Below are 20,134 nucleotides of genomic sequence, written 5' to 3'. Positions count from 1 at the left end.
AGGATATAGGTCGCCTGTTGAATTCGAGGCTATGCAGGCTTGAAAAATGTGGTATCCATTATTTCGGGGGAAGTCCAGAAGTCCATTCGCTCGCTCTCCTGTGAGCCGGGGCGTTAGGCACAGAAATGGAACGCGAAGAGTTGGCACGGAACATCGAAAAGGCTTTTGGTTTCCTTGAGACGAAGTATGGCTTTGGAAAGCCAGTACGAAAGGACTACGGCAGAGAGGTGTTTTTTGAGTACGAAAGGAACGCAGATACGGTTTCAATATCTTTTGAAGTAGGCTCTGCGCCATTAGTCGAAGTATTCATCCCAGTCGAAGGAACTGACTATACGCCGGTCCCGTGGGCTGTGAAAAACAATATTCAAAGAGCTAGATTGTTCACAAAACTACAAGTAAATCAAAAATTTCAGCCAAATGATTCAAAAAAAGTAGCAAAGTATCTTGGGGAAATGGCAGAACAGTTCGAGTCGTCACAAGCGGAGTGGCTGAATGCCTAACAAGCATCATGTCGTTCGTCTTCAGCTTACTGGGACGTCTCACCGCTGTGCGGCGAGTCGCCCCATATGCTTGGCGTTAAGCATTAAAATAGATTATGACTAAAGAAATAGAACTCGAGATAATCAATCTCTTCGTAAATAAAGCAAAAAGAAAAAGGCTGATTGGGTTCATAGAGTCAGGAAAACGAAGCAAAGTAATTGATGCCATCAATGATCCTGGCATATTTGATGAACGATTTATTGCTGAGTTCAGTGGTGGTGAAAGAACAGCTGAAAATTTGGTAAAGCAGTACAAAAAACTCGGAATGGGTGGCCGTGTTTATGTTATGTCAGAAAATCCTGATTGGGATGAGCAGAAATTTCAAATGTCTTATATCCTAGACGAATGCTTAGCTGCTTGTTACGACACACTCGGATATTGTTGGAAAACACATACTGCATTTTATGAATGGCATCATTCTGAATCTAGTTATTTTATGTCAAGGAGAGTCCATGTTTAACAAATCGTTTTTTTCACCCCTTCGGGGCTCGGACGTCCGGCTAACGCCGACCGCCCCAAAACTCGGTCGTTATGCCTTTAAATGATCTACTGACACATCCATGTGTTTATGAAGAATGCGAATTACCTCAATACAATCTTTATTGGTGATTCGGTAATAGATTACGTGGCTAATTATCGGAAACTTCCTATATCCTGGTCGAATATATTCGCAAGCTTGCCCAAGTTGAGGGTTATCGGCAAGTTGAGTAAAAGAATCATCAAATTGCTTCAGGTACTTATTGCGTTGGTCTCTTCCCCAGCGCTTTTGGGTAAAAATAGCAATAGCCTTCAAATCATCCTTGGCTTTAGCCTTAAATTTGAAGGTGGACATCAACGAGATTCGTTATCAATTTCAGATATCAAACCTTCAAGGGAGTATTTTACAAATTCACTCGATTCCCCTTCATGCAGCATATTGCGCAGTGTTACGAGCTTTGTTTCCTCTTCCTCAAGCAAGCGCAATCCAGCGCGTACCACTTCACTTGCAGAAGAAAAGCGTCCTGAATTCAATTGGTTAGTAATAAAAGTATCAAAATGCTCGCCGAGAGTAATACTAGTATTCTTGCTCATGTGCCTAGCTCCAAGCAGGTACCAATATTTGGTACTATAGTTGGGTATAACAAGGCGGTCAATCTCGTTCGCTATCGTTCACTGGGACAGCCTAAGTTACGCTCCGGCAGCCCGTTCTCGCAACGTTATGCATAAGCAGCGTTCAAATCAAGATAGAGCGACTCTTCTAAATAGAATTGCTTACGGTATATTTTTAGCAGTATCTGTTGGTTTAGTAGCTGGATTGCTTTGGGGTTTTTGGATGGTGTTATTTCACGCGCCTCCTTAATATTTCAGTACATTTGTATTTGTAGCAGCATCTATATCTGGTGTATTGGAAGCGTTGATGTGGTTTTTTGGTGATTACAAGAAATAGTATCTTTAACGCATAATAAGGCGTTATTTTCGCCACTTCGGGACTGGGGCCTTGGCTTCAACCTGACCAAAAATTGATTGTTTATACGAAAAAGGAGAACAGTCAAATGTTAAAGTGGATAAAGAACATATTAAGTTCACCCAAACCCGCCGGACCGCCCAAGGTTATCAAACGCTTTGATGGGTCAGAAAAGACCATTACACAGGAGGTGGTTGTTTCAAGCGAAGGAGGATGGTTGGTCGATGTCGGCGAATCTCAATCGATTAGCCTGTTTGAAATAGAGATTTCAGATATTGAAAATTGTATGTTGACTTATCGAGCAGACTTGAAATCGAAAGAAGTTCACGGTCAAAGCTTCCTGGAGATGTGGTGTCGAATACCGGGCAGGGGAGAATTCTTTTCTAAAGGATTACAGAAAGCACTGAAAGGGACGAACGATTGGGCATCATACGAAGTCTCTTTCTATCTAAAGCGCGGGCAACAGCCTGATCTCATTAAGCTCAATCTTGCAGTAGAGGGTCGTGGAAAGGTATGGATCAAAAATATCGAACTATCCTATTCACCATTCGAGTGATTTGACTCCAGTAATCATCGTGAAACAAGGTTATTCAAATCGGACCCACAAAAGGCTGACCTCTATTGTTTTCCAATTTTTCACGACGTTATGTTTTTAAAGTTTAACTCTGTAGCGGTTACAAATAATCAGAGAGTAAAGATGAGGAGTATAAGGAGTATGAGAACGTTTCCATCACTCACACTTGCATGTACCGTAATCGCTGTCTGCTCTAGCATGCAGGTCGCAGCCGAACCAGTCAACGAGGTTATCTTGGCGTCCGAAGTCAAGTGGGAGCAGTTAAACCCCGCTCGCGGCGACAAGAGCCCGAAGGCTGGTACGCTTTGGGGCGATCGCAAAAGCGCTGTGCCGACAGGCTTCCTCGTCAAGTTTGTGGATGGCTTCTCGTCCCCACCTCATATTCACAATATCACTTACCGCGCAGTCGTCATAAGTGGCGGTATTCACAACGATGACCCTACTGCATCTGCGATGTGGATGCCCGCCGGATCTTTTTGGACCCAGCCGAAAGGAGAAGTGCACATTACCGCAGCCAAGGGTAGTACCAATGTGGCGCTCGTCGAAATTGATAAAGGACCCTATCTCGTCCTGCCTACAGAGAAGGCGTTTGATAGTGGAGAAAGACCGATCAACGTGGACGCATCGAATATTGTTTGGGTCGATCCTCCCGGAATGCCGGCCGCTTACAACGGACCAAAGGTAGCCTATCTTTGGGGTAACCGTCAGGAAGGTGAGTCTAACGGAACCTTTCTCAGGCTGCCGGCTGGATTTGTTGGAATAATAGAAAGCGACGGCTCAACCTTCCGTGCTGTAGTAATCAAAGGTCAACCACGGTACCAAGTGAGTGAAACAGAAGTTAAGGCCTTGGAGCCGGGCAGTTATTTTAGTTCGAAGGGAACGTCGACCCATCAAGTCTCGTCTAACGTCGGAGAGGAGAGCGTCATTTACATACGCACGAATGGCAAGTACGACGTCACGCCAAATTAAGGGAGATTGCTCTACTGTCATGCAGAGAGTGGTCAAGGGTAGATCGGCGCGTATTAAGGCAAATTAACTCGAGCGGATTTCATCGCTGCGCTCCTCAACCTGCCGGTTATTTGCGGCGAGCCCAGAATTTTGATTGTTTGTCATTGCGAAAGAGATTCCGGTAATACGATTCGGTTATTTTCCGTAATAAAGGTCCGCATGACTTGTGGAGATGTGTTTGCCGGGCATGGCGCTTATCTATCGATGAGACTGTAGATAAAACTGTGCAACTGCCTATCATGGAAGCTGATTCACTGATCAAGTAATGTGGGTAGTAAGAAACAATTAGGGCCTGTTAACACTAATCCAATCGGCTCTGCTGGGGCTGTTTTTTTGCCCAGCAAGGCAGAATGAGCGAGGTTTAGCCGTGCTAAATGAGCGAATGATAACACCGCTGGGCGGAAAAACAGTCCCAGCCCTTCGGGTTGCGCCCCGAAGGAAGTGTCCTTGGGGTGCGCCTGAAAAAGCGCCACTCGGCGTTACTCGTCGTTCATTTGGAACAACCAAACCTCTCTCCTCGCGCCTTGATTGGCGCTTTTTCAGACGCAACAGAGCCGATTGGATTAGTGTTAACAGGCCCTAAGTAGTCAACAGCTAGGCTAGGAATGAACTGGTACGACATAGCATCTGTGGCAGTCACCCTGTTCCTGATTATGGATCCGCTGGGTAACGTACCCGTCTTCAATGCGGTGCTATCCAAACTCGACCGGTCACGCCGCACAAAAGTGGTGGCACGTGAGTTGATCATCGCTTTTTTCGTGCTGCTCGGTACCCTGTTTGTCGGTGATATCCTGCTGGCGTTCCTGGGGCTTACACAGCCATCGCTCCATATCGCGGGTGGCGTTTTGTTGTTTATCATTTCGCTACGGATGATCTTTCCGAGCAGGCCGGATCATGGCGACGAGGCAATGGATGAGGAGCCGTTCATCGTACCTCTCGCGGTACCGTTGATCGCCGGTCCCTCGACGATCGCAGTGCTGTTGCTGCTCAGTTCGAGTCAACCCGGCCGTATCCTGGAGTGGGTCGTCGCGCTCTTCCTGGCCTGGCTGGGCACGACGATACTGTTGCTTGGCTCGTCAAAGTTGCTGGATGTCATCGGTACCCGCGGTTCATTGGCCCTGGAGCGATTGATGGGGATGATCCTGGTTATTCTCGCCACCCAGATGTTGCTGGACGGTATCAGAGACTTTGTTGCAACACTCTAGGCTTACTCACTGGGCTATCGTGTTCAGTAGGCCGGTCCGCTCATTGTTCTGCAGGCAATAGCTTTTGATGGTTACGGTAGATGGGGCTCCCGTCCGGGAAGTATTCGAGGATTACGGCGGCGTAGCGGTCGAAGGGGTTCGCAATCTGTGCAATCCGCCGGCGGGTTGGGCCATCCAGGTCAAAACTGTTGTGCCGTACGGTAAACGGGACCGGATAATCGGTACCGAACAGAATCTTTTCATGCACCTGTTTCTGTTCGGAGAGGTGACGCAAGGCCCTGGCGCGGAGTGGAACCAGGATTGCGGAGATATCGGCGTAGAGATTCTGATACTGGGTCAGCATCGCCAACAGTTTGAAATAGTCGCGGTCGAAGTGACGTGGCGCTTTGCTCAGGTTACGCCAGGCGCAAACTCTGTGTTCGACTCGGCCCAACCCCATATGGGCGGCGATCACGGTCACTCCGCAAGCCAGCGGGAGATCAAGCATCTCGATGCGTTCATAGCCTGGGTGGGATTGGATGGTGTATTCGCTGCCGATATGGACGATCAACGGCAGTTTATGCTGCTTCAGTTTTTCGTAGTAGGGGATCAGGCGTTCACTGTTCAGATCGATACCCCAGTAGTTCTGCAGAAACTTGGCGCCGCGGCAGCCTTTCTCCGCATATTCGTCGAGCAGATCGAGGGCGCCCGGCCGCATTGGGTTGACCGACAGAAAAGGGATGAAGCAGTCCGGATATTCAGCGGCAACGGCCAACACATCCTCGCTCATGGCGCACACGGTTTTGTCCCGATCGACCTCTCTGCCCTTTTCATCGAACCGGGCGTCGACACCAAACAGACAGGTCTTTTCCACGGAGTCGGATTCACCGACCGCCTTGGCCATGGCTTCGATATAGGTCTGGTAGGGTTGCTGTTTCAAGGCGCGTGGCTCGACGCCCAGTCTGCGGGCAAAGAGATGTACGGCGACTCTGTCGAAAGGCCGATCGAAGGCAACCTCCGGGTTGAGCAGATGGGTGTGTATATCGATCGTTCGCATTACTCAAGCCTACCCTGCGAGTCAGTTATTGACGAGGTTTCGTTGGCTGAGCGGATTGTTCAAAGGTCCCGGGCCGGAGTTCAGTCAATGGATTTCAGTACAAGGTAATATATTGGAGTCATAAATCGCCATATATTGCGAATTAAATTAATTATTTACAATAATTCGCCATATTTGCAGATCAAGAGTCAATAAAAAGGTTGGGTTATCGCTATAATTTACGATATATATGACTATTGATCATTTATTTCGTAATTAATGGCGAATATGAAGATATCAGATTTAGTATCAGATGAGGCGATCCTGACAGAGATAGGTCAGCGTATCCTGCAACGCCGTCTCGCGTTGCAGATGACCCAGGCGGTACTGGCCGAGCAGGCGGGTGTCGCCAAGCGGACCGTGGAGCGGATTGAGGCGGGCGCCTCGGCGCAGATGTCGAGCATGATCAGCCTGTTGCGGGTATTGGGGTTGCTGCCCGGGCTGGAGCTGCTGTTTCCGGAGCAGGCGCAGCGGCCGATGGATCTCCTGAAGCGAAAGGGCAAGGTACGCAGACGGGCTTCCACCCCCCGCGAAAAGGCCGACAAGGAGAAGCCTTGGCGTTGGGGTGATGAGTGATGGCCACGGTTGCCGAGGTTCGCCTATGGGGACGTACCATAGGCGCGGTTTCGTTGGCGGATGGCGAGTCGACAGCGCTGTTTGAATACGATCCGGCCTTCGCCCGCAGCGGCATCGAAGTCGCGCCGATGATGATGCCTTTGTCCAAGCGTCTCTACAGCTTTCCGCAACTCCCCCGGGAGACATTTCACGGCCTGCCGGGTCTGCTGGCGGATTCACTGCCGGACAGGTTCGGCAATCTGCTGATCGACGCCTGGCTGGTCTCCCAGGGCAGGCCAAGCCACAGCTTCAATGCGGTGGAGCGTCTCTGTTACACCGGCCGACGCGGCATGGGGGCGCTTGAGTATGTACCGGCGATCGGTCCCGGGGCCCGCCATGCCAGCCAAATAGAGATTGACAGATTGGTTGAGTTGGCGTCGCTGGTACTCGGCCAGCGGCAGGCGTTGCAACACTCGCTTGCGGATGCCGACAAACAGGAGGCTCTCAGCGATATCCTGCGTGTCGGCACCTCTGCCGGTGGGGCGCGGGCAAAGGCGGTGATCGCCTGGAATCGGGAGACGAATGAGGTCCGCTCCGGTCAGGTGACTGCCGGTGAGGGATTCGAATACTGGTTATTGAAATTCGACGGTGTCAGCGGCAACCGGGATAAGGAGCTGGAGGATCCCCAAGGCTACGGTGCCGTCGAGTATGCCTACTACTTGATGGCAGGGGCGTGCGGTATCGATATCAACGAATCCAGGCTGTTTGAAGAGGGGGGGCGACGCCACTTCATGACCAAGCGGTTTGACCGCCTGGATGGGGGCGAAAAACTGCACATGCAGTCGTTGTGCGCCATCGCCCATTACGATTTCAATACCGCCGGCGCCTACAGTTTATGAACAGGCATTGATGGTGATACGCCAGCTGGGCCTGCCGATGCAGGCGGTGGAAGAGCAGTTTCGCCGCATGGCCTTCAATATCATCGGCCGCAATCAGGACGACCATGTGAAGAACATCGCCTTTTTGATGGATAAATCGGGTGGCTGGACGCTATCGCCGGCCTTCGACATGACCTACAGTTTCAATCCTGACGGACTATGGACAGCGACTCATCAGATGACCCTAAATGGCAAGCGGGACAGTTTTGTGTTGGATGATTTCAGGGCCTGTGCCAAATCGGCCTCGATGAAGCGGGGCCGTGCGGAGGCGATTGTCGCGGAAGTGCTCAGTACCGTTTCAAACTGGAGCCGATTCGCCGAACAGGCGGGTGTTCCGGTGCCGATGCGCAGACAGATTCAAAACGCCCTGCGATTGGATCTGTCTTGATGGGTGGGCAGTCATGCGGAGCAGTGACGACAGGGTGAGTGTTGACAGGCCCTGGTGGTCTGTTCACTGACGTTTGTTTGTTAAAGCCCGTTGGTTATCTGCCGATATCGCATTGTACATGTCAATTCGAGTTGTCCTGATTTTCAGCTCCATTAAATTAGCTGCCAGTTACATTTAGATAGTGCTTGATTGGCTGTTGTTAAGGCTGCGGGAAGGGTCGTCTGTTTGTTGTGTGGTCTATGTGCAAATCATCTGTCAGTGTGATTGAGGCAAGGTTGAGGATCTGTTGCTGGGTGCTGCCCCTTGTGCTCCTGTTGCTTAATACGGGCGCTGGCGCGGAAGGAATAAAAGTCAGTGAACAACTAGAGCCGGTGGTATTGCAGCTGAAATGGAAGCACCAGTTCCAATTTGCCGGTTACTATGCGGCCCTCGAAAAGGGCTTCTATCGAGAGGCGGGACTCGATGTCCAGATACGCGAGCACAGCGGCGACCGTTCACCCATCGATGTCATGCTGGAGGGTGACGCCCAGTTTGTCGTGTCCAGTGCGAATGCGTTGATCAAGCGTGCCCAGGGATATCCCATCGTCGCCCTGGCGGCGATCTATCAACATAGCCCCTATGCTCTCTTGGTGAGGGCCGACTCCGGTATAAATAGTGTCTCCGAGCTTGAGGGTAAACGCATCATGCTGGGTGAGGGTGTGCAGGATGCCGCCTTGCATGCGATGCTGGAGCAGGGTGGCCTGGAGGCAACTGAGTTTTATCGACTCGACACCAACTTCGATGCCAAGTCTCTTATACGGGGTGAGACGGACGCCTTCAACGCCTACGTGACTGACCAGGGCTTTCTGTTGCGACAGGCGGGTGTCGAGCCTCACTACATCATGCCGAAGGACTACGGCATCGATTTTTACGGTGATGTTCTGGTGACCACTGAGTCGGAGCTGGAAGCCTGGCCTGATCACGTCGAGGCGTTCCGGCTTGCCACGCTGAAGGGATGGTCTTATGCCCTGAATCATGTTGAGGAGATGGTTGATCTGATACTGCGGAAGTACAACACCCAGAAGATGACCCGAGAGCATCTGCTTTTTGAAGCAACGATGTCACAAGAGCTGATTCAACCATTGTTTGTGGAACTCGGCTATATGAATCCGGAACGATGGGAGCACATCAAGTCGATCTTTGTGGGACTGGGGTTTATTGGACCCAATAGCCAGATCGACGGCATGCTGTATGAGGATTATCGACGCCTGCCCGGTTGGCTGGTGTGGCTGAACAGGCACTTCATGCTGCTCCTGTTCTGTGTGATCGGTGTCATGGTGTTGTCCCTGTTGGCGGTAATAGCGCATATGCGGCGATTGGTTCGGATCAGAACCGGTGCGTTGATCGAGAGCTCTCATCACTACCGGACGGTTTTCGATGCCGCGCCGGAGGGGATGTGGCTGATCGACCCCTCGCGTAAAACCGTGGATGTCAACAAGCGTCTGATGGCCCTGTTGGGGTATAGCAAGAATGAGATGTTGGGTAAGACGCCACTTGAGTTCGTCGATGCGATGAATAGAGAAGTCTTTATCGAGCAGACATCCAAGATCGGTACCACCGAGCGCCGCAGCTATGACATAGAGCTGCGGCACAAGGACGGGCATAACATTCCGACCCATTTCAGTGCAGTGACCCTGCGGGGCAAGGACGGCACTGTGAAGGCCGCGATCGCCTTCGTGGAAGATATAACCGAGCGAAAGCGCATGGAGGCGGAATTGCGTAGCAGTGAGCAGAACCTTCGTCGTCTCATCGATGCGGAGCCGGCCTGCGTCAGTACCCTCGATAAGCGTGCCGAATTGCTCAGTATCAATCCGGCAGGGTTGGAGATGCTCGAGGCCGAGGGTTTGTCACAGCTTTCCGAGGCGACGCTCAATGAGGTGGTGGACGCACCCTATCGTGAGGCGTTCAAAAGGTTGAACAGTCAGGTATTCAGTGGCCAAAGGGGTGTCCTGACATTCAGTATTACAGGGCTCAAGGGCCGCAAGGCGTGGTTGGAAACCCATGCTGTCCCGATAACGGATGCGGATGGAAAAGTGGTTGAGCATCTGGGATTGACGCATGACGTGACCGATCGTCTGCAGATGGAGCAACAGATCATGGAGGAGCGGGAATTCCTGCAGAGGGTCATCGATAATATCGGTGACTCGGTTATGGTGATCGACCGGGAGTTGCGGATTCAGTTGATGAATCAGAGTGTGAAATCGCATCTCAAGGAGTTTCAAGCTGATCCCGGCAAGATGACCCACTATTTCGACCTTCCCTTTGTATCGGCGCCATCGGAGGGTAACCTGATACAGGATTGTCCCGTCCACCAGGTGTTACAGACGGGCAAGCAGGCTACAGCGATCTTGACACGGCCTCAATCGATGGATCCGGCGTCCGTCAGTAAGGTCGAAGTGGTCGCATCACCCCTGCTAAACCCCGACGGCAGTCTGCGTGCCGTCATTGAAGTGGCCAGGGATATCACCGAACACCTGGATCTGCTTGAAGAGGTCAAACAACAAAAGGACGATCTGCAGCATATCGCTCATCACGATTCCCTCACCAACCTGCCCAATCGGTCACTATTTCTGTTGCGCCTCAAACAGGCGATCAGTAAAGCGAAGCGTACAGGGCTGCAGATGGCTGTACTGTTTGTCGATCTGGACAGATTCAAGGAGATCAATGACAGTCTTGGGCATGCGTTTGGCGATAGGGTGCTGAAACTCGTATCCGAGCGTTTCAAACAGAGCGTGCGTGAAGACGATACCATTGCCCGTCTCGGCGGGGACGAGTTTACTTTCATCCTCGAGGGATTGAACAGGCCGCAACATGCGGCAAAGATGGCACAGCAGATCATTCATTCACTCGAGTTGCCGATCGAGGTGGATCATCATCAGCTGTATCTCACCACGAGTATCGGTATCAGCGTCTATCCGCAGGATGGCAAAAGTGCCGAAACCATGCTGAGAAATGCGGATGCCGCTATGTACAAGGCCAAGGACGAGGGCAAGAATACCTTCCAGTACTATACCGAAGATATGACGGAACAGGCCTTCGAGCGGATCTTTCTCGAAGCCAGTCTGCGTCGTGCCCTGGGTCAGAACGAATTGGCCGTCTGCTATCAACCCCAGGTCGATACCCGGAGCGGGAATATTATCGGTGTCGAGGTGCTGGTGCGCTGGCTGCATCCGGAGATGGGCACTGTTCTACCCTCCCGTTTTATTTCTTTGGCCGAGGATACGGGCCTGATCATACCCCTGGGTGAGCAGGTGATGCGAATTGCCTGCAAGCAGATGGCGGAGTGGGATCGGCAGGGGATTCGCCCGGGACGAATAGCGATCAATCTATCGGGAAAACAGGTGAGTAGCAGGGAACTGCTGACATCGTTGCAATCCATACTTGCCGAGACAGGTTGTCGACCCGAGTGGCTGGAGTTTGAGGTGACTGAGGGATTTCTGATGAAAGACCCGGAGAAGGCGGTCTCAATCCTGCAGCAGGTCAGGGATTTGGGGATCGAACTCGCAATCGATGATTTCGGCACCGGCTACTCGTCATTGACCTACCTGAAACGTTTTCCTCTGACGCGATTGAAAATCGATCAGTCATTTATCAGGGATGTACCGCATGATCAGGAGGATGTCGCCATCACCCGCGCAATCATAGCCCTGGGTAACAGCCTCAATCTTCAGGTTCTGGCAGAGGGGGTCGAGAGTGAGGAACAGAAGAGGTTTCTCATTGGCGAGGGATGCAGTGAAGCGCAAGGCTACTACTTTTGTCACCCGCTGACTGTGGATAAGATGACCTACCTGCTCATGACATCCCGGCAATTACCGGTTGAGCAGGTTGGGTAATGAACCTGATCGCGCGGATGATCGCTTGCCCCTGCATCCCAGCCTACTGCAACCATCTCGAATCTTGAGCAGTGAGTGATCCTCCATACCCCGTTTCCGCGGTTGCGGCTATCGGCAGGGTGGGTAACTTTTGTCGAAAAACAGTCACAAATGTTTTGATTCTATAGTAACTTTCTGAATCTGATTGGTTTCTAACAAGAGTCTTGGCAGTATTCGCAAGCGGGTCGTGTATTGTATAAAAGGAATGATTGCGATCCGGAATAATCTATTTACACAGGCTTTTACCCCAATGGCTTCGATCGGGCGATCCACAGGACATGTGTCAGCGGTTATATGCGGCAGTTAATTATCATTTTAGTCTGGGTGTTGTGCCCAATACCTCTCTACGCCCTTGACGTGGCGATCAAAGTCGATGGATTGGAGACAAAACTGAAGGAGAATGTGCTCGCTTATCTCTCCGTGGAACGGGAGCGACAGCGTGAATCCCTGAACGCTGCGCGGTTACGTCTGCTGCATGACAAGGCCGAGGCGGAGATAGAGGCTGCATTACGCCCTTTCGGTTACTTTAAACCGACTGTTACAGCATCCATGGTTGGCGACGAACAGGGATTCACGTTGTCATATCATGTAGAGCCGGGGCCACCGGTCAAATTGGGCGATGTGAATTTTCAATTAATCGGTGATGGTGCTGATGATCCTCAATTGACGAAGACCTTTCCCATGTCGGTTGGCGAGGTGTTGGATCAAACTCGTTACGAGCAGTCCAAGCAGCGGATGTTGGCCGAGATCATCGAGAGCGGTTACCTGGATGCGCGCTACATACAACATCAGCTGCAAGTGGATCTGCAGAGTTATAGCGCATCGATACAACTCCATCTGGATAGTGGGAAGCGGCTGCGATTTGGGGATGTGAGGATGCACCAGGATATCTTGAATCCCGATTACCTCGCCCGCTTTGTCCCTTTCAATGCAGGGGATCCCTTCAGTCAGGAGACGCTGCTGAAGCTGCAGAGCGACCTTATCGATAGCGAGTATTTCAAGCAGGTTGAGGTGGTGACCCGGCGTGATCAGCGAGAAGGCGACAGGGTTCCGATCGATATCAATCTGAAACCCAACAAACGTAACCGTTACCGTATCGGTTTGGGCTATTCCACCGATATGGGGCCGCGGTTGACCCTGGACTGGAAGAATCGCCGACGGGGACGCAACGGCCATCGGATGCGGAGTGAACTGCAGATCTCGAAACCGCTCAGCACAATCAGCACAGAATATATCGTGCCGCTGCAGCGTCCGACGGTGGATTTTATCAGCTTCGGCGCCTCTCTGGAGCACTTCGATTCGGATACCAATAGTGGCAACCGGGCGCTGCTCAGTGCCGTTCATTCGGTGAGCCTGGGCCGGGGCTGGCGTCGCAGTCTGGGATTGGAGTACAGCTACGAGGATTTCGAGGTGGGCGAGCAGGAAGACAGCTCGCGTCTATTGGTGCCCAGCATCACCTGGCTGCGAATAAAGAGCGACGGCAAGGCTTATATCCAACGCGGCAACAGATTGGAGTTTCGTCTTGAAGGGGCGTCGGAATCGCTACTTTCAACCACCGATTTTTTTCAGCTCTATAGCGCGGTGAAGTTTATCCGTGGTTTCGGTGAGGGTGACTGGCGGGTGCTGAATCGACTGGAGCTGGGGGCGACCTGGGCCGATGAGCTGACGGAGCTGCCGCCCAGTAAGCGCTTCTTCGCCGGGGGCGATAATACAGTACGCGGATTCGGTTATCAGGACCTGGGACCGAGGGATCAGAATGATGAGGTTATCGGTGGGCGCTACTTTGCCGTCGGCAGTGTCGAGCTGGAGCGTCGCATCAGCGGCAAGTGGAGCGGGGCGCTGTTTTTGGATGCGGGAAACGCCTTTGATCCCGATTATGATTCGGATGCGGCCTATGGCCTCGGCTTCGGTGCCCGCTGGCACTCGCCGGTCGGCCCGGTCAGGATCGACATCGCCCACGGCAGGGTCGATGATGATCGGCAATGGCGCCTGCATATCGTCGTGGGGCCGGAGCTATGACCGGTGAGACGATGAAACGGGTTGCCACCTACGTCACCCTCTCCATTCTGCTGATCCTGTTGCTGTTATCGGCGATTGTCTATTATTTCGTATTCACCCATGACGGGAGCAGGCGCAGCTTCTATCTGGCCCAGCGGCTGGTACCGGGCGATCTCCAGGTCGATATCTTGCACGGTCGTCTGGCAGGGCCCCTGGAGTTGACCGGCTTGAGCTATCAGCAGGCGGACGGTTTGGCGTTTCGGTGTGAACGGCTCTACCTGGATTGGCGCCCCTCACAGCTACTGGGTTTGCGGCTGGAGGTTTCCGAGTTGTCTTTGGTGGAAACCCGTCTGCGGCTTCCCGCAAGTGAAAAGCCTGACGATAAAGCCGGTGACGGATCCTTTCAAGGTGTGAAGCTGCCCCTTGCCGTAACACTCTCCCGTTTCTCGTCCGAAGGATTCGAACTTGTTCAGGGAGAGCGTGGCGATCCCGTCCGGATCGATAAACTCAACCTCTCCGCTGCCACAGAAGCAGATCGCCTGGCAATCACTCAATTCGATGCCGAGGCATTTTCATCCCGGCTCTCGCTGCAGGGATCCCTGGGATTGGATGCACCGCTGCCGATGACCATCGACCTCTCATGGGCCCATACCCTGGAAGAGGGTCCCAGGTTGGCTGGCGAAGGGCGGGTGAGCGGGGATCTGCAGCGGATCGAAATCACACAGCGACTGGCGCCACCCTTTGAAGGAGAGTTGCAGGCACTGCTGTCGGATCTGCAGGGTAGGCCCGAGTGGAACGCCGTGTTGAAATTGAAACAGGGTGAACTGGGTGGGTTTATCCCGGACTTTCCGGCGTCATTAAAAGGGCAGTTGAGCGCCCAGGGGAGTTTCGAAGCGATCGATCTCGATGCCGATCTGGAGCTTGTGGAATCCCGGATCGGAGAGATCGTTACTGAACTCCATGCGGATTACAATCAGGGTGCCATCCGTATCGGGGATCTGCGCATCAGCAATGGGCAAGGTTTGGATCTCACGGCAAAGGGGGAATACCATCCGCAGGGTGGCGAACTCTCTGCCGATCTGCAGTGGCGGGGGTTGCGCTGGCCCCTGATTGGGGAGAAGGTGGATATCGGCAGCGATAGCGGCACTCTGCAACTACAGGGGGGGCTCGATGCCTATGTGTATCAATTGGCGATGCAGGCATCCAGGCCGGAGGTGGGAACGCTGCAGTTCGATGCGATCGGGAGCGGGACGCTGGAACAGGTTGATCTCGACAAGCTGTCGATTGAATTGCAGCAAGGTAAGATCGAAGGTAGCGGCAAGCTGATCTGGAGTCCCACGCTTTCCTGGCAGTTGGGTCTGACGGGAGACGGTGTCGACCCCGCACTGGTCCACCCCATGTTTCCCGGTAATCTGGCGTTCGATCTCGATACCCAAGGGTCGATGGAGGAGGGCGGAGCCGATGCGGAATTAAATCTCAACAGCCTCTCGGGGTTACTGCGGGATTATTCCTTGAATGGGAAGGGGCGCCTGACACTCAAGCAGGATGCTCTGACAGTACATGCGCTGGAGTTGCTCTCGGGCAGCAATCGGATAGCTGTCGACGGTAGCCTGGCAGACCGGCTTGCCCTGAATTGGTCGGTGGACGCCCCGGAGTTGGCCTCCCTTTGGCCCGGGCTGTCAGGTGCGCTGCGGGCGAAGGGTGATCTGGGCGGTACCCTGCAGGCACCCAGTTTGAAGGCAGATATCGAGGCTGGTGAGCTAAGCCTGGAGGCATACCGGGTCGGGCAAATGAATGGTGAAGTGGCGCTTGAGATGGCGGGTGAACAGCGTGTGGCCTTATCACTGCATTCGCAAGAATTGAGTGCGTTCGGCAGACAGTGGAAATCACTCGATATCGCTCTGCAAGGGCATATTCCGAAACATCGTCTGCAGATCGACCTGGTAGGTGAGCAGGTGCCTCAGCTGTCGCTTGAGGGCGTGTCAGGATTGCATGAGGAGCAGAGATTGCAGGGTAGCCTGCAAAGGCTCCGACTGTCATCGCCTGAAGTGGGTGAGTGGGAACTGGAATCGGCCTTGGCCTATCGACTGGCGGCCTCCGAGCAGGATGTGGAACCCTTCTGCCTGGTGTCAGGCGAAGCGAGGCTTTGTGCCAGCTTCAATCAACAAGCCGGCGGCTGGAAGACAAAGCTGCAGGCCAAACAACTACCTTTGAGACTGCTGCAACCCCTTTTGCCGGTTGAGACACGGATAGTGGGGAAGGCTGCCCTGCAGGCAGAACTCAGCACCGAAGCAAGTGGGCGTATGACCGGAGCGGCCGAGCTGCAAATTCCCGCGGGCAAGCTTGATTTCGCCCTCGGCGCCACCCGGGAGGAGGTGGATTTTTCCGATAGTGGGGCAAAGGCGGTCATTGACCGGAAGGGGCTTGACGCCGACATCAATCTGCCGCTGCAGCAATTGGGTGGGTTTGCCATGAGTCTGCAGTTGCCGGGGATAGATCTGACCGACCTGAAACCGGATCAACAATCCCTGCAAGGCAGGATCAAAGGTGGCGTCCAGAATCTGGCCATGCTCACTGCCTTCTCACCCCAGTTGCAAAACAGTCGAGGTGAGTTATCGGTCGATATGACATTGGGTGGCAGTTTGAGCGAACCTCGGATAGACGGCGATGCAAAGCTGACCCAGGGCGCTATCGATATTCCCGTGTTGGGCATTGAGTTGCGTGATATGGAGATGAGTATGCAGACACCCGACCTGGAGACAATCTCCCTGGCGGGCAGTGTACGTTCGGGCAAGGGGCGTTTAGCGCTTGAAGGCTCCACGCGAATGGATGCCGACAACGGTTATCCCTCGAAATACAAGATTGAAGGAAAGGATTGGTTGGTGGTGAATATCCCTGAGGCTGAAGTCAGGCTATCACCCAATCTAAGCTTTGAGCACAATGCCCAAAAAAGTGTACTGGAAGGCAAGGTCCACCTGCCCTACGCCAGGATCAGACCGCGTGCACTGCCGGAGACGGCGGTCTCCGAAAGTTCCGACCTGGTGGTTGTCGGTGGTGACGAGGCGCAACAGGCGCAACCGGATACCCCGTTGCACGCAAAGGTGCGGCTGAGTCTTGGTAAGCGGGTCAGTTTCGACGGGCTCGGGCTTCGGGGCAAGCTTACCGGCGGCCTGATGATCATCGATGAGCCGGGACGTCCGGTGATCGGCCGCGGGCGCCTGGGTATTTCCGAGGGTGTCTACCAAGCCTACGGACAGGATTTGAATATCGAGCGGGGATACGCCCTGTTTGCCGATTCCCCTGTGGATAATCCCGGTCTCGACGTGCGTGCCGCCAGGGAGGTCGATGAGATCACAGCGGGGATGCGCATTACCGGTACCTTGAAAAAGCCCCATCTCAAGCTCTACTCAACCCCCTCCATGTCGGAAACCGACATCCTTTCCTACATCGTCACCGGTCGGCCGGCCGGCGAGTCATCGGGTAAGACCGCAGGTATGCTTGCGATGATGCAGGCAAGCGGCGCCAGTAATATCGCCTCGGAATTGGGACGGCAATTGGGCCTGGAAGAGTTGCGCGTGGAGACGGGTAGCTCCCTGGAGGAGGCCGCCCTGGTGGCAGGCACCTATCTGTCGCCTCGACTCTATGTGCAGTATGTCAACGAATTGGCGACTGGCGAGACAAAGGTTCGTATGCGTTATGATCTGACGGACCGCTGGCAGCTGGAAGCGGAAACAGGTCGTACCCAGTCGGGTGATTTTTTCTATACCTTCGATCGTTGAGGTCGGTTTTGCCGGACACCAGTCACAACAGTGGCAAACGGATAAGTGTTGCCAGGCCCTGTTATTCCCGGCTCAACAGTGATTTTATATGGCAGGTTCCATGCGGCCACGCAACAGGAGGCGCGCCACGACATCCCTTTTTTGTTTGCACTGAATCCGTATCGGGCAGCGATGACCCGTTTGATGTTCAACCGCTATATGGCCTAGTTGCTGCTACGGACCGCGTCAAAATCATCCGCGATCAGCAGATTGGTCAAGAAGAAGGCCTTGGTCTTGGAGGCCTTTCTATTCTGTCTCTTCTCAATCTGGATCGGACATTCATGGGGTTGCCAATCGCAGGCGATCCCGTTGATGATTTGATGGGGGCATTCTCTGCAGGTGCGAGTCTTGTATAAGCCGGTCATGGTCGTAAACTCAATGGGTCATTTGTACATAAAGAAATTAGCAAAATATCAATATATTACAAGTCAATCTTGAAGATAATTAGTTAAAATGTGTGATAAATTACCTATATTATTTGTGATAAATTAACTATTTTGCTCCCGAAGGTAGATTTTCATGCCTCATATGCACGCCTCGAACGGTATCAGGGCGGATATCTAAAAATGTGCAGTAAACCTTTCAACTCAAATATTTAGTCGGCAATTTCCTGAGATTATTTATTCTTACTGACAGCCGTTAATTGATTTTTCTTTATCTTCTTTCTACAAAAATGGAAAAAATAATCACTAATTTCTCAAATTGAGATTCAACTCTCATTTCGCTTGCCGAAAACCCTATGGAAGTGTTTAGGTATAGCTCCGATGAACGCTGGATATCCGCCGCCATCCGGGGCATGCAAGGTTGATTGGGTGTGACTAAACTCCAGGGAAGTAGCAAGAGAATCTACCTGCCATTATGTATCAGAACTATTTCGGACTAACTGAGGATCCCTTTTCCATTACCCCGGATCCGAAGTATCTCTTTCTGAGCGAGAGGCATCGCAATGGTTTCGCCCATCTATTGTACGGCGTTACCGAGGGTGGCGGTTTTCTGCAACTTACCGGCGGCGTCGGTACAGGAAAGACCCTGCTCTGCCGCAAACTGTTGGCTGAACTGCCCCGTGCGGTCGATGTGGCGTTTATCTTCAATCCTCGCCTGACACCGCTGGAACTGGTGGCGGCAATCTGCGATGAGCTTCATATCCTCTACCCCATCGGCTGTAACAGCATCAAGGAGATCGTCGATTTTCTGAATGCATTTCTGCTGGAGAGTCACAGTCAAGGCCGTAGGACGGTGGTTATCATCGATGAGGCGCAGAACCTCAGCTACGAGTCCCTCGAGCAGATTCGGTTGCTTACCAATCTCGAGACGCAGAAGCATAAACTGCTGCAGATCATTCTTGTGGGTCAGCCCGAACTGAGGAGCTTGTTGCAACAGGAGAGGCTGCGTCAGCTGGCTCAACGGGTGACGGCACGTTATCACCTCACACCACTCTCCAAATCCGAGACCGGTGCCTATGTCCTGCATCGCCTCAAGGTGGCTGGTGCACAGCATCCCCTGTTCAACGCCGGCGCATTGCGATACATCTATCGCTATAGCGGGGGTGTTCCCAGGGTTATCAATATCCTCTGTCATCGGGGTATGTTGATGGCCTATGGCAATCATGCCAAGCAGGTGACGGGGGGGATGATAAAACGGGTGTACCAGGAATTAAGCGGCCAGGGCGAGAGTTCGCGTCGCCAGCTCGCTTGGTCCTGGGGTTTAGTTGCGTTGCTTGGATTTACCCTGGCAGTGCTGCTTGTGTGGAATGATGAGCAACTGTCTCGCCTAATCCCATCCCTCTCGTCAACCGAGGCTCAGACCGGCAACCCGCCGGTGGAGAGAAACCTGCCCGAGCAGCCAGCTATGACGACCGCTCAGCAGCAGCCGGTTAATTCAGCGGTGGCGGCCGAAAGCCCCACGCTGACTTCTTTGGATACGGCCTCACCATCGGAAACGGCGAAAGCGCCCCAGCCGTATGTGGTTCTGACCGATACAAATGCTGCTTCAGGCTCGCTGGAAGAGGTGGCTTCGACGGGAGTCGCCGATAAGGAAGTGGCGAGGGTGGATGATGATCAGACTGGATTGGGTGCTATGTTGGGCAATGAAAACAGCGCTTTTGTCACGCTGTTTGGTTATTGGCAGAGCGTCTATCCCACTGAGGGTGAGTCGCGCTCATCCTGCGACAAGGCGCAAGAGGTTGGGTTGAGCTGTATCTATGGTCGTGGCTCGTGGGAGAATCTGGCCTACTACAATCGGCCTGCGGTGCTGGAGCTGATCATGGCAGACGGGCAACGTTACAATGTGGTTGCTACCGCACTGACGGATGACGATGTTACCCTCGATCTCAACGGCCGCCGTTTCAATTTCTCACGCGAAGAGATCGATCAGCTCTGGACCGGCAGCTACATTATTTTATGGCGGCCACCCAAACTCAGTAGCGAGAGCTTGACTATTGGACATATCGGTAAGGATGTGGCGTGGTTGAAATCCATGCTTGACCGTATCGAGGGGATCGAGACCGGTTTTGATCCATTGAATGCCAAGTTCGACTTGCAGACACAGCAGCGGGTGATGCGTTTTCAGCGCTCCCAGGGGTTATTGGCGGACGGTATTGTCGGTAAGCAGACATTGATTCAATTGAACGGTAGCGTGGTTGATTCCACCAAGCCTGTGTTGCGCCGGACGGGGGGCTGAC

Annotated in this window: 16 protein-coding genes; 12 read left to right on the top strand and 4 right to left on the bottom strand. The window is 53.0% G+C overall.

Features of this window, described 5'->3' with window-relative positions; translation table 11 throughout:
- Nucleotides 1-125 precede the first annotated feature (125 nt).
- Both CODIS_RS18060 and CODIS_RS18055 read left to right on the top strand, forming a co-directional pair.
- The gene (locus tag CODIS_RS18060; protein WP_069127819.1) at nt 126-500 is read left to right on the top strand and encodes a hypothetical protein; all 375 of its coding nucleotides are present in this window, start codon (nt 126-128) and stop codon (nt 498-500) included.
- A 95-nt stretch (nt 501-595) separates the two neighbouring features.
- Nucleotides 596-1,000, top strand: coding sequence for a hypothetical protein (locus CODIS_RS18055; RefSeq protein WP_069127817.1), 405 nt, complete (start codon nt 596-598; stop codon nt 998-1,000).
- Between the two features lie 69 nt (nt 1,001-1,069).
- Here the strand turns inward: CODIS_RS18055 and CODIS_RS18050 are convergent, their stop codons facing one another.
- A complete protein-coding gene (locus CODIS_RS18050; RefSeq protein ID WP_069127814.1) occupies nt 1,070-1,372 on the bottom strand; it encodes a type II toxin-antitoxin system RelE/ParE family toxin in 303 nt (100 codons plus the stop codon).
- Complete coding sequence (locus tag CODIS_RS18045; RefSeq protein ID WP_069127812.1) at nt 1,372-1,611, bottom strand: type II toxin-antitoxin system ParD family antitoxin; 240 nt, start codon at nt 1,609-1,611, stop codon at nt 1,372-1,374. The genes CODIS_RS18050 and CODIS_RS18045 overlap by 1 nt, the downstream gene beginning before the upstream one ends.
- 461 nt (nt 1,612-2,072) lie before the next feature.
- Here CODIS_RS18045 and CODIS_RS18040 point away from each other — a divergent pair, with 461 nt between their 5' ends.
- The 3 genes from CODIS_RS18040 (at nt 2,073) to CODIS_RS18030 (ending at nt 4,771) form a co-directional block, all read left to right on the top strand.
- A complete protein-coding gene (locus tag CODIS_RS18040; RefSeq protein ID WP_069127808.1) occupies nt 2,073-2,540 on the top strand; it encodes a hypothetical protein in 468 nt (155 codons plus the stop codon).
- Nucleotides 2,541-2,699: 159 nt separating this feature from the next.
- On the top strand, nt 2,700-3,527 hold the full coding sequence (locus CODIS_RS18035) for a DUF4437 domain-containing protein (protein WP_235615274.1): 828 nt from the start codon (nt 2,700-2,702) through the stop codon (nt 3,525-3,527).
- A gap of 644 nt (nt 3,528-4,171) precedes the next feature.
- Nucleotides 4,172-4,771, top strand: coding sequence for a MarC family protein (locus CODIS_RS18030; protein ID WP_069127801.1), 600 nt, complete (start codon nt 4,172-4,174; stop codon nt 4,769-4,771).
- A gap of 40 nt (nt 4,772-4,811) precedes the next feature.
- On the opposite strand, the gene CODIS_RS18025 is transcribed toward CODIS_RS18030, so the two are convergent.
- The gene (locus CODIS_RS18025) at nt 4,812-5,807 is read right to left on the bottom strand and encodes an amidohydrolase family protein (RefSeq protein WP_069127797.1); all 996 of its coding nucleotides are present in this window, start codon (nt 5,805-5,807) and stop codon (nt 4,812-4,814) included.
- 267 nt (nt 5,808-6,074) lie between these two features.
- Here CODIS_RS18025 and CODIS_RS18020 point away from each other — a divergent pair, with 267 nt between their 5' ends.
- The 6 genes from CODIS_RS18020 to CODIS_RS18000 all read left to right on the top strand — a co-directional run bounded on the left by CODIS_RS18020 (nt 6,075) and on the right by CODIS_RS18000 (nt 17,415).
- A complete protein-coding gene (locus CODIS_RS18020; protein WP_069127795.1) occupies nt 6,075-6,422 on the top strand; it encodes a helix-turn-helix domain-containing protein in 348 nt (115 codons plus the stop codon).
- A complete protein-coding gene (locus CODIS_RS18015; protein WP_305782127.1) occupies nt 6,422-7,300 on the top strand; it encodes a type II toxin-antitoxin system HipA family toxin in 879 nt (292 codons plus the stop codon). The genes CODIS_RS18020 and CODIS_RS18015 overlap by 1 nt, the downstream gene beginning before the upstream one ends.
- Nucleotides 7,301-7,310: 10 nt before the next feature.
- On the top strand, nt 7,311-7,727 hold the full coding sequence (locus tag CODIS_RS21635) for a type II toxin-antitoxin system HipA family toxin (RefSeq protein WP_305782126.1): 417 nt from the start codon (nt 7,311-7,313) through the stop codon (nt 7,725-7,727).
- A 293-nt stretch (nt 7,728-8,020) separates the two neighbouring features.
- Entirely contained in the window at nt 8,021-11,599 is a 3,579-nt protein-coding gene (locus CODIS_RS18010; RefSeq protein ID WP_069127791.1) for an EAL domain-containing protein, read from the top strand.
- A 333-nt stretch (nt 11,600-11,932) separates the two neighbouring features.
- Nucleotides 11,933-13,657 carry an autotransporter assembly complex protein TamA gene (locus CODIS_RS18005; protein WP_069127788.1) on the top strand — a complete coding sequence of 575 codons (1,725 nt, stop codon included), beginning with the start codon at nt 11,933-11,935 and terminating at the stop codon, nt 13,655-13,657.
- On the top strand, nt 13,654-17,415 hold the full coding sequence (locus CODIS_RS18000; RefSeq protein ID WP_069127784.1) for a translocation/assembly module TamB domain-containing protein: 3,762 nt from the start codon (nt 13,654-13,656) through the stop codon (nt 17,413-17,415). Before CODIS_RS18005 ends, CODIS_RS18000 begins: the two co-directional genes overlap by 4 nt.
- 203 nt (nt 17,416-17,618) lie before the next feature.
- Here the strand turns inward: CODIS_RS18000 and CODIS_RS17995 are convergent, their stop codons facing one another.
- Nucleotides 17,619-17,819, bottom strand: a complete 201-nt coding sequence (locus CODIS_RS17995) for a hypothetical protein (protein WP_069127781.1) — start codon at nt 17,817-17,819, stop codon at nt 17,619-17,621.
- A 493-nt stretch (nt 17,820-18,312) separates the two neighbouring features.
- On the opposite strand from CODIS_RS17995, the gene CODIS_RS17990 reads away from it, so the two are divergent.
- Entirely contained in the window at nt 18,313-20,133 is a 1,821-nt protein-coding gene (locus CODIS_RS17990) for an ExeA family protein (RefSeq protein WP_069127774.1), read from the top strand.
- Nucleotide 20,134: the final 1 nt, after the last annotated feature.

Source organism: Candidatus Thiodiazotropha endolucinida (genome assembly GCF_001715975.1).
In the GTDB taxonomy this organism is placed as follows: domain Bacteria; phylum Pseudomonadota; class Gammaproteobacteria; order Chromatiales; family Chromatiaceae; genus Thiodiazotropha; species Thiodiazotropha endolucinida.
This window is presented reverse-complemented; position numbering and strand designations above follow the sequence as displayed.

Excerpts from the sequence above, each read along its gene's own strand:
- CODIS_RS18060 (WP_069127819.1), top strand. The coding sequence starts at position 126 with ATGGAACGCGAAGAGTTGGCACGGAACATCGAAAAGGCTTTTGGTTTC.
- CODIS_RS18055 (WP_069127817.1), top strand. The coding sequence starts at position 596 with ATGACTAAAGAAATAGAACTCGAGATAATCAATCTCTTCGTAAATAAA.
- CODIS_RS18050 (WP_069127814.1), bottom strand. The coding sequence starts at position 1,372 with ATGTCCACCTTCAAATTTAAGGCTAAAGCCAAGGATGATTTGAAGGCT.
- CODIS_RS18045 (WP_069127812.1), bottom strand. The coding sequence starts at position 1,611 with ATGAGCAAGAATACTAGTATTACTCTCGGCGAGCATTTTGATACTTTT.
- CODIS_RS18040 (WP_069127808.1), top strand. The coding sequence starts at position 2,073 with ATGTTAAAGTGGATAAAGAACATATTAAGTTCACCCAAACCCGCCGGA.
- CODIS_RS18035 (WP_235615274.1), top strand. The coding sequence starts at position 2,700 with ATGAGAACGTTTCCATCACTCACACTTGCATGTACCGTAATCGCTGTC.
- CODIS_RS18030 (WP_069127801.1), top strand. The coding sequence starts at position 4,172 with ATGAACTGGTACGACATAGCATCTGTGGCAGTCACCCTGTTCCTGATT.
- CODIS_RS18025 (WP_069127797.1), bottom strand. The coding sequence starts at position 5,807 with ATGCGAACGATCGATATACACACCCATCTGCTCAACCCGGAGGTTGCC.
- CODIS_RS18020 (WP_069127795.1), top strand. The coding sequence starts at position 6,075 with ATGAAGATATCAGATTTAGTATCAGATGAGGCGATCCTGACAGAGATA.
- CODIS_RS18015 (WP_305782127.1), top strand. The coding sequence starts at position 6,422 with ATGGCCACGGTTGCCGAGGTTCGCCTATGGGGACGTACCATAGGCGCG.
- CODIS_RS21635 (WP_305782126.1), top strand. The coding sequence starts at position 7,311 with ATGGTGATACGCCAGCTGGGCCTGCCGATGCAGGCGGTGGAAGAGCAG.
- CODIS_RS18005 (WP_069127788.1), top strand. The coding sequence starts at position 11,933 with ATGCGGCAGTTAATTATCATTTTAGTCTGGGTGTTGTGCCCAATACCT.
- CODIS_RS18000 (WP_069127784.1), top strand. The coding sequence starts at position 13,654 with ATGACCGGTGAGACGATGAAACGGGTTGCCACCTACGTCACCCTCTCC.
- CODIS_RS17995 (WP_069127781.1), bottom strand. The coding sequence starts at position 17,819 with ATGACCGGCTTATACAAGACTCGCACCTGCAGAGAATGCCCCCATCAA.
- CODIS_RS17990 (WP_069127774.1), top strand. The coding sequence starts at position 18,313 with ATGTATCAGAACTATTTCGGACTAACTGAGGATCCCTTTTCCATTACC.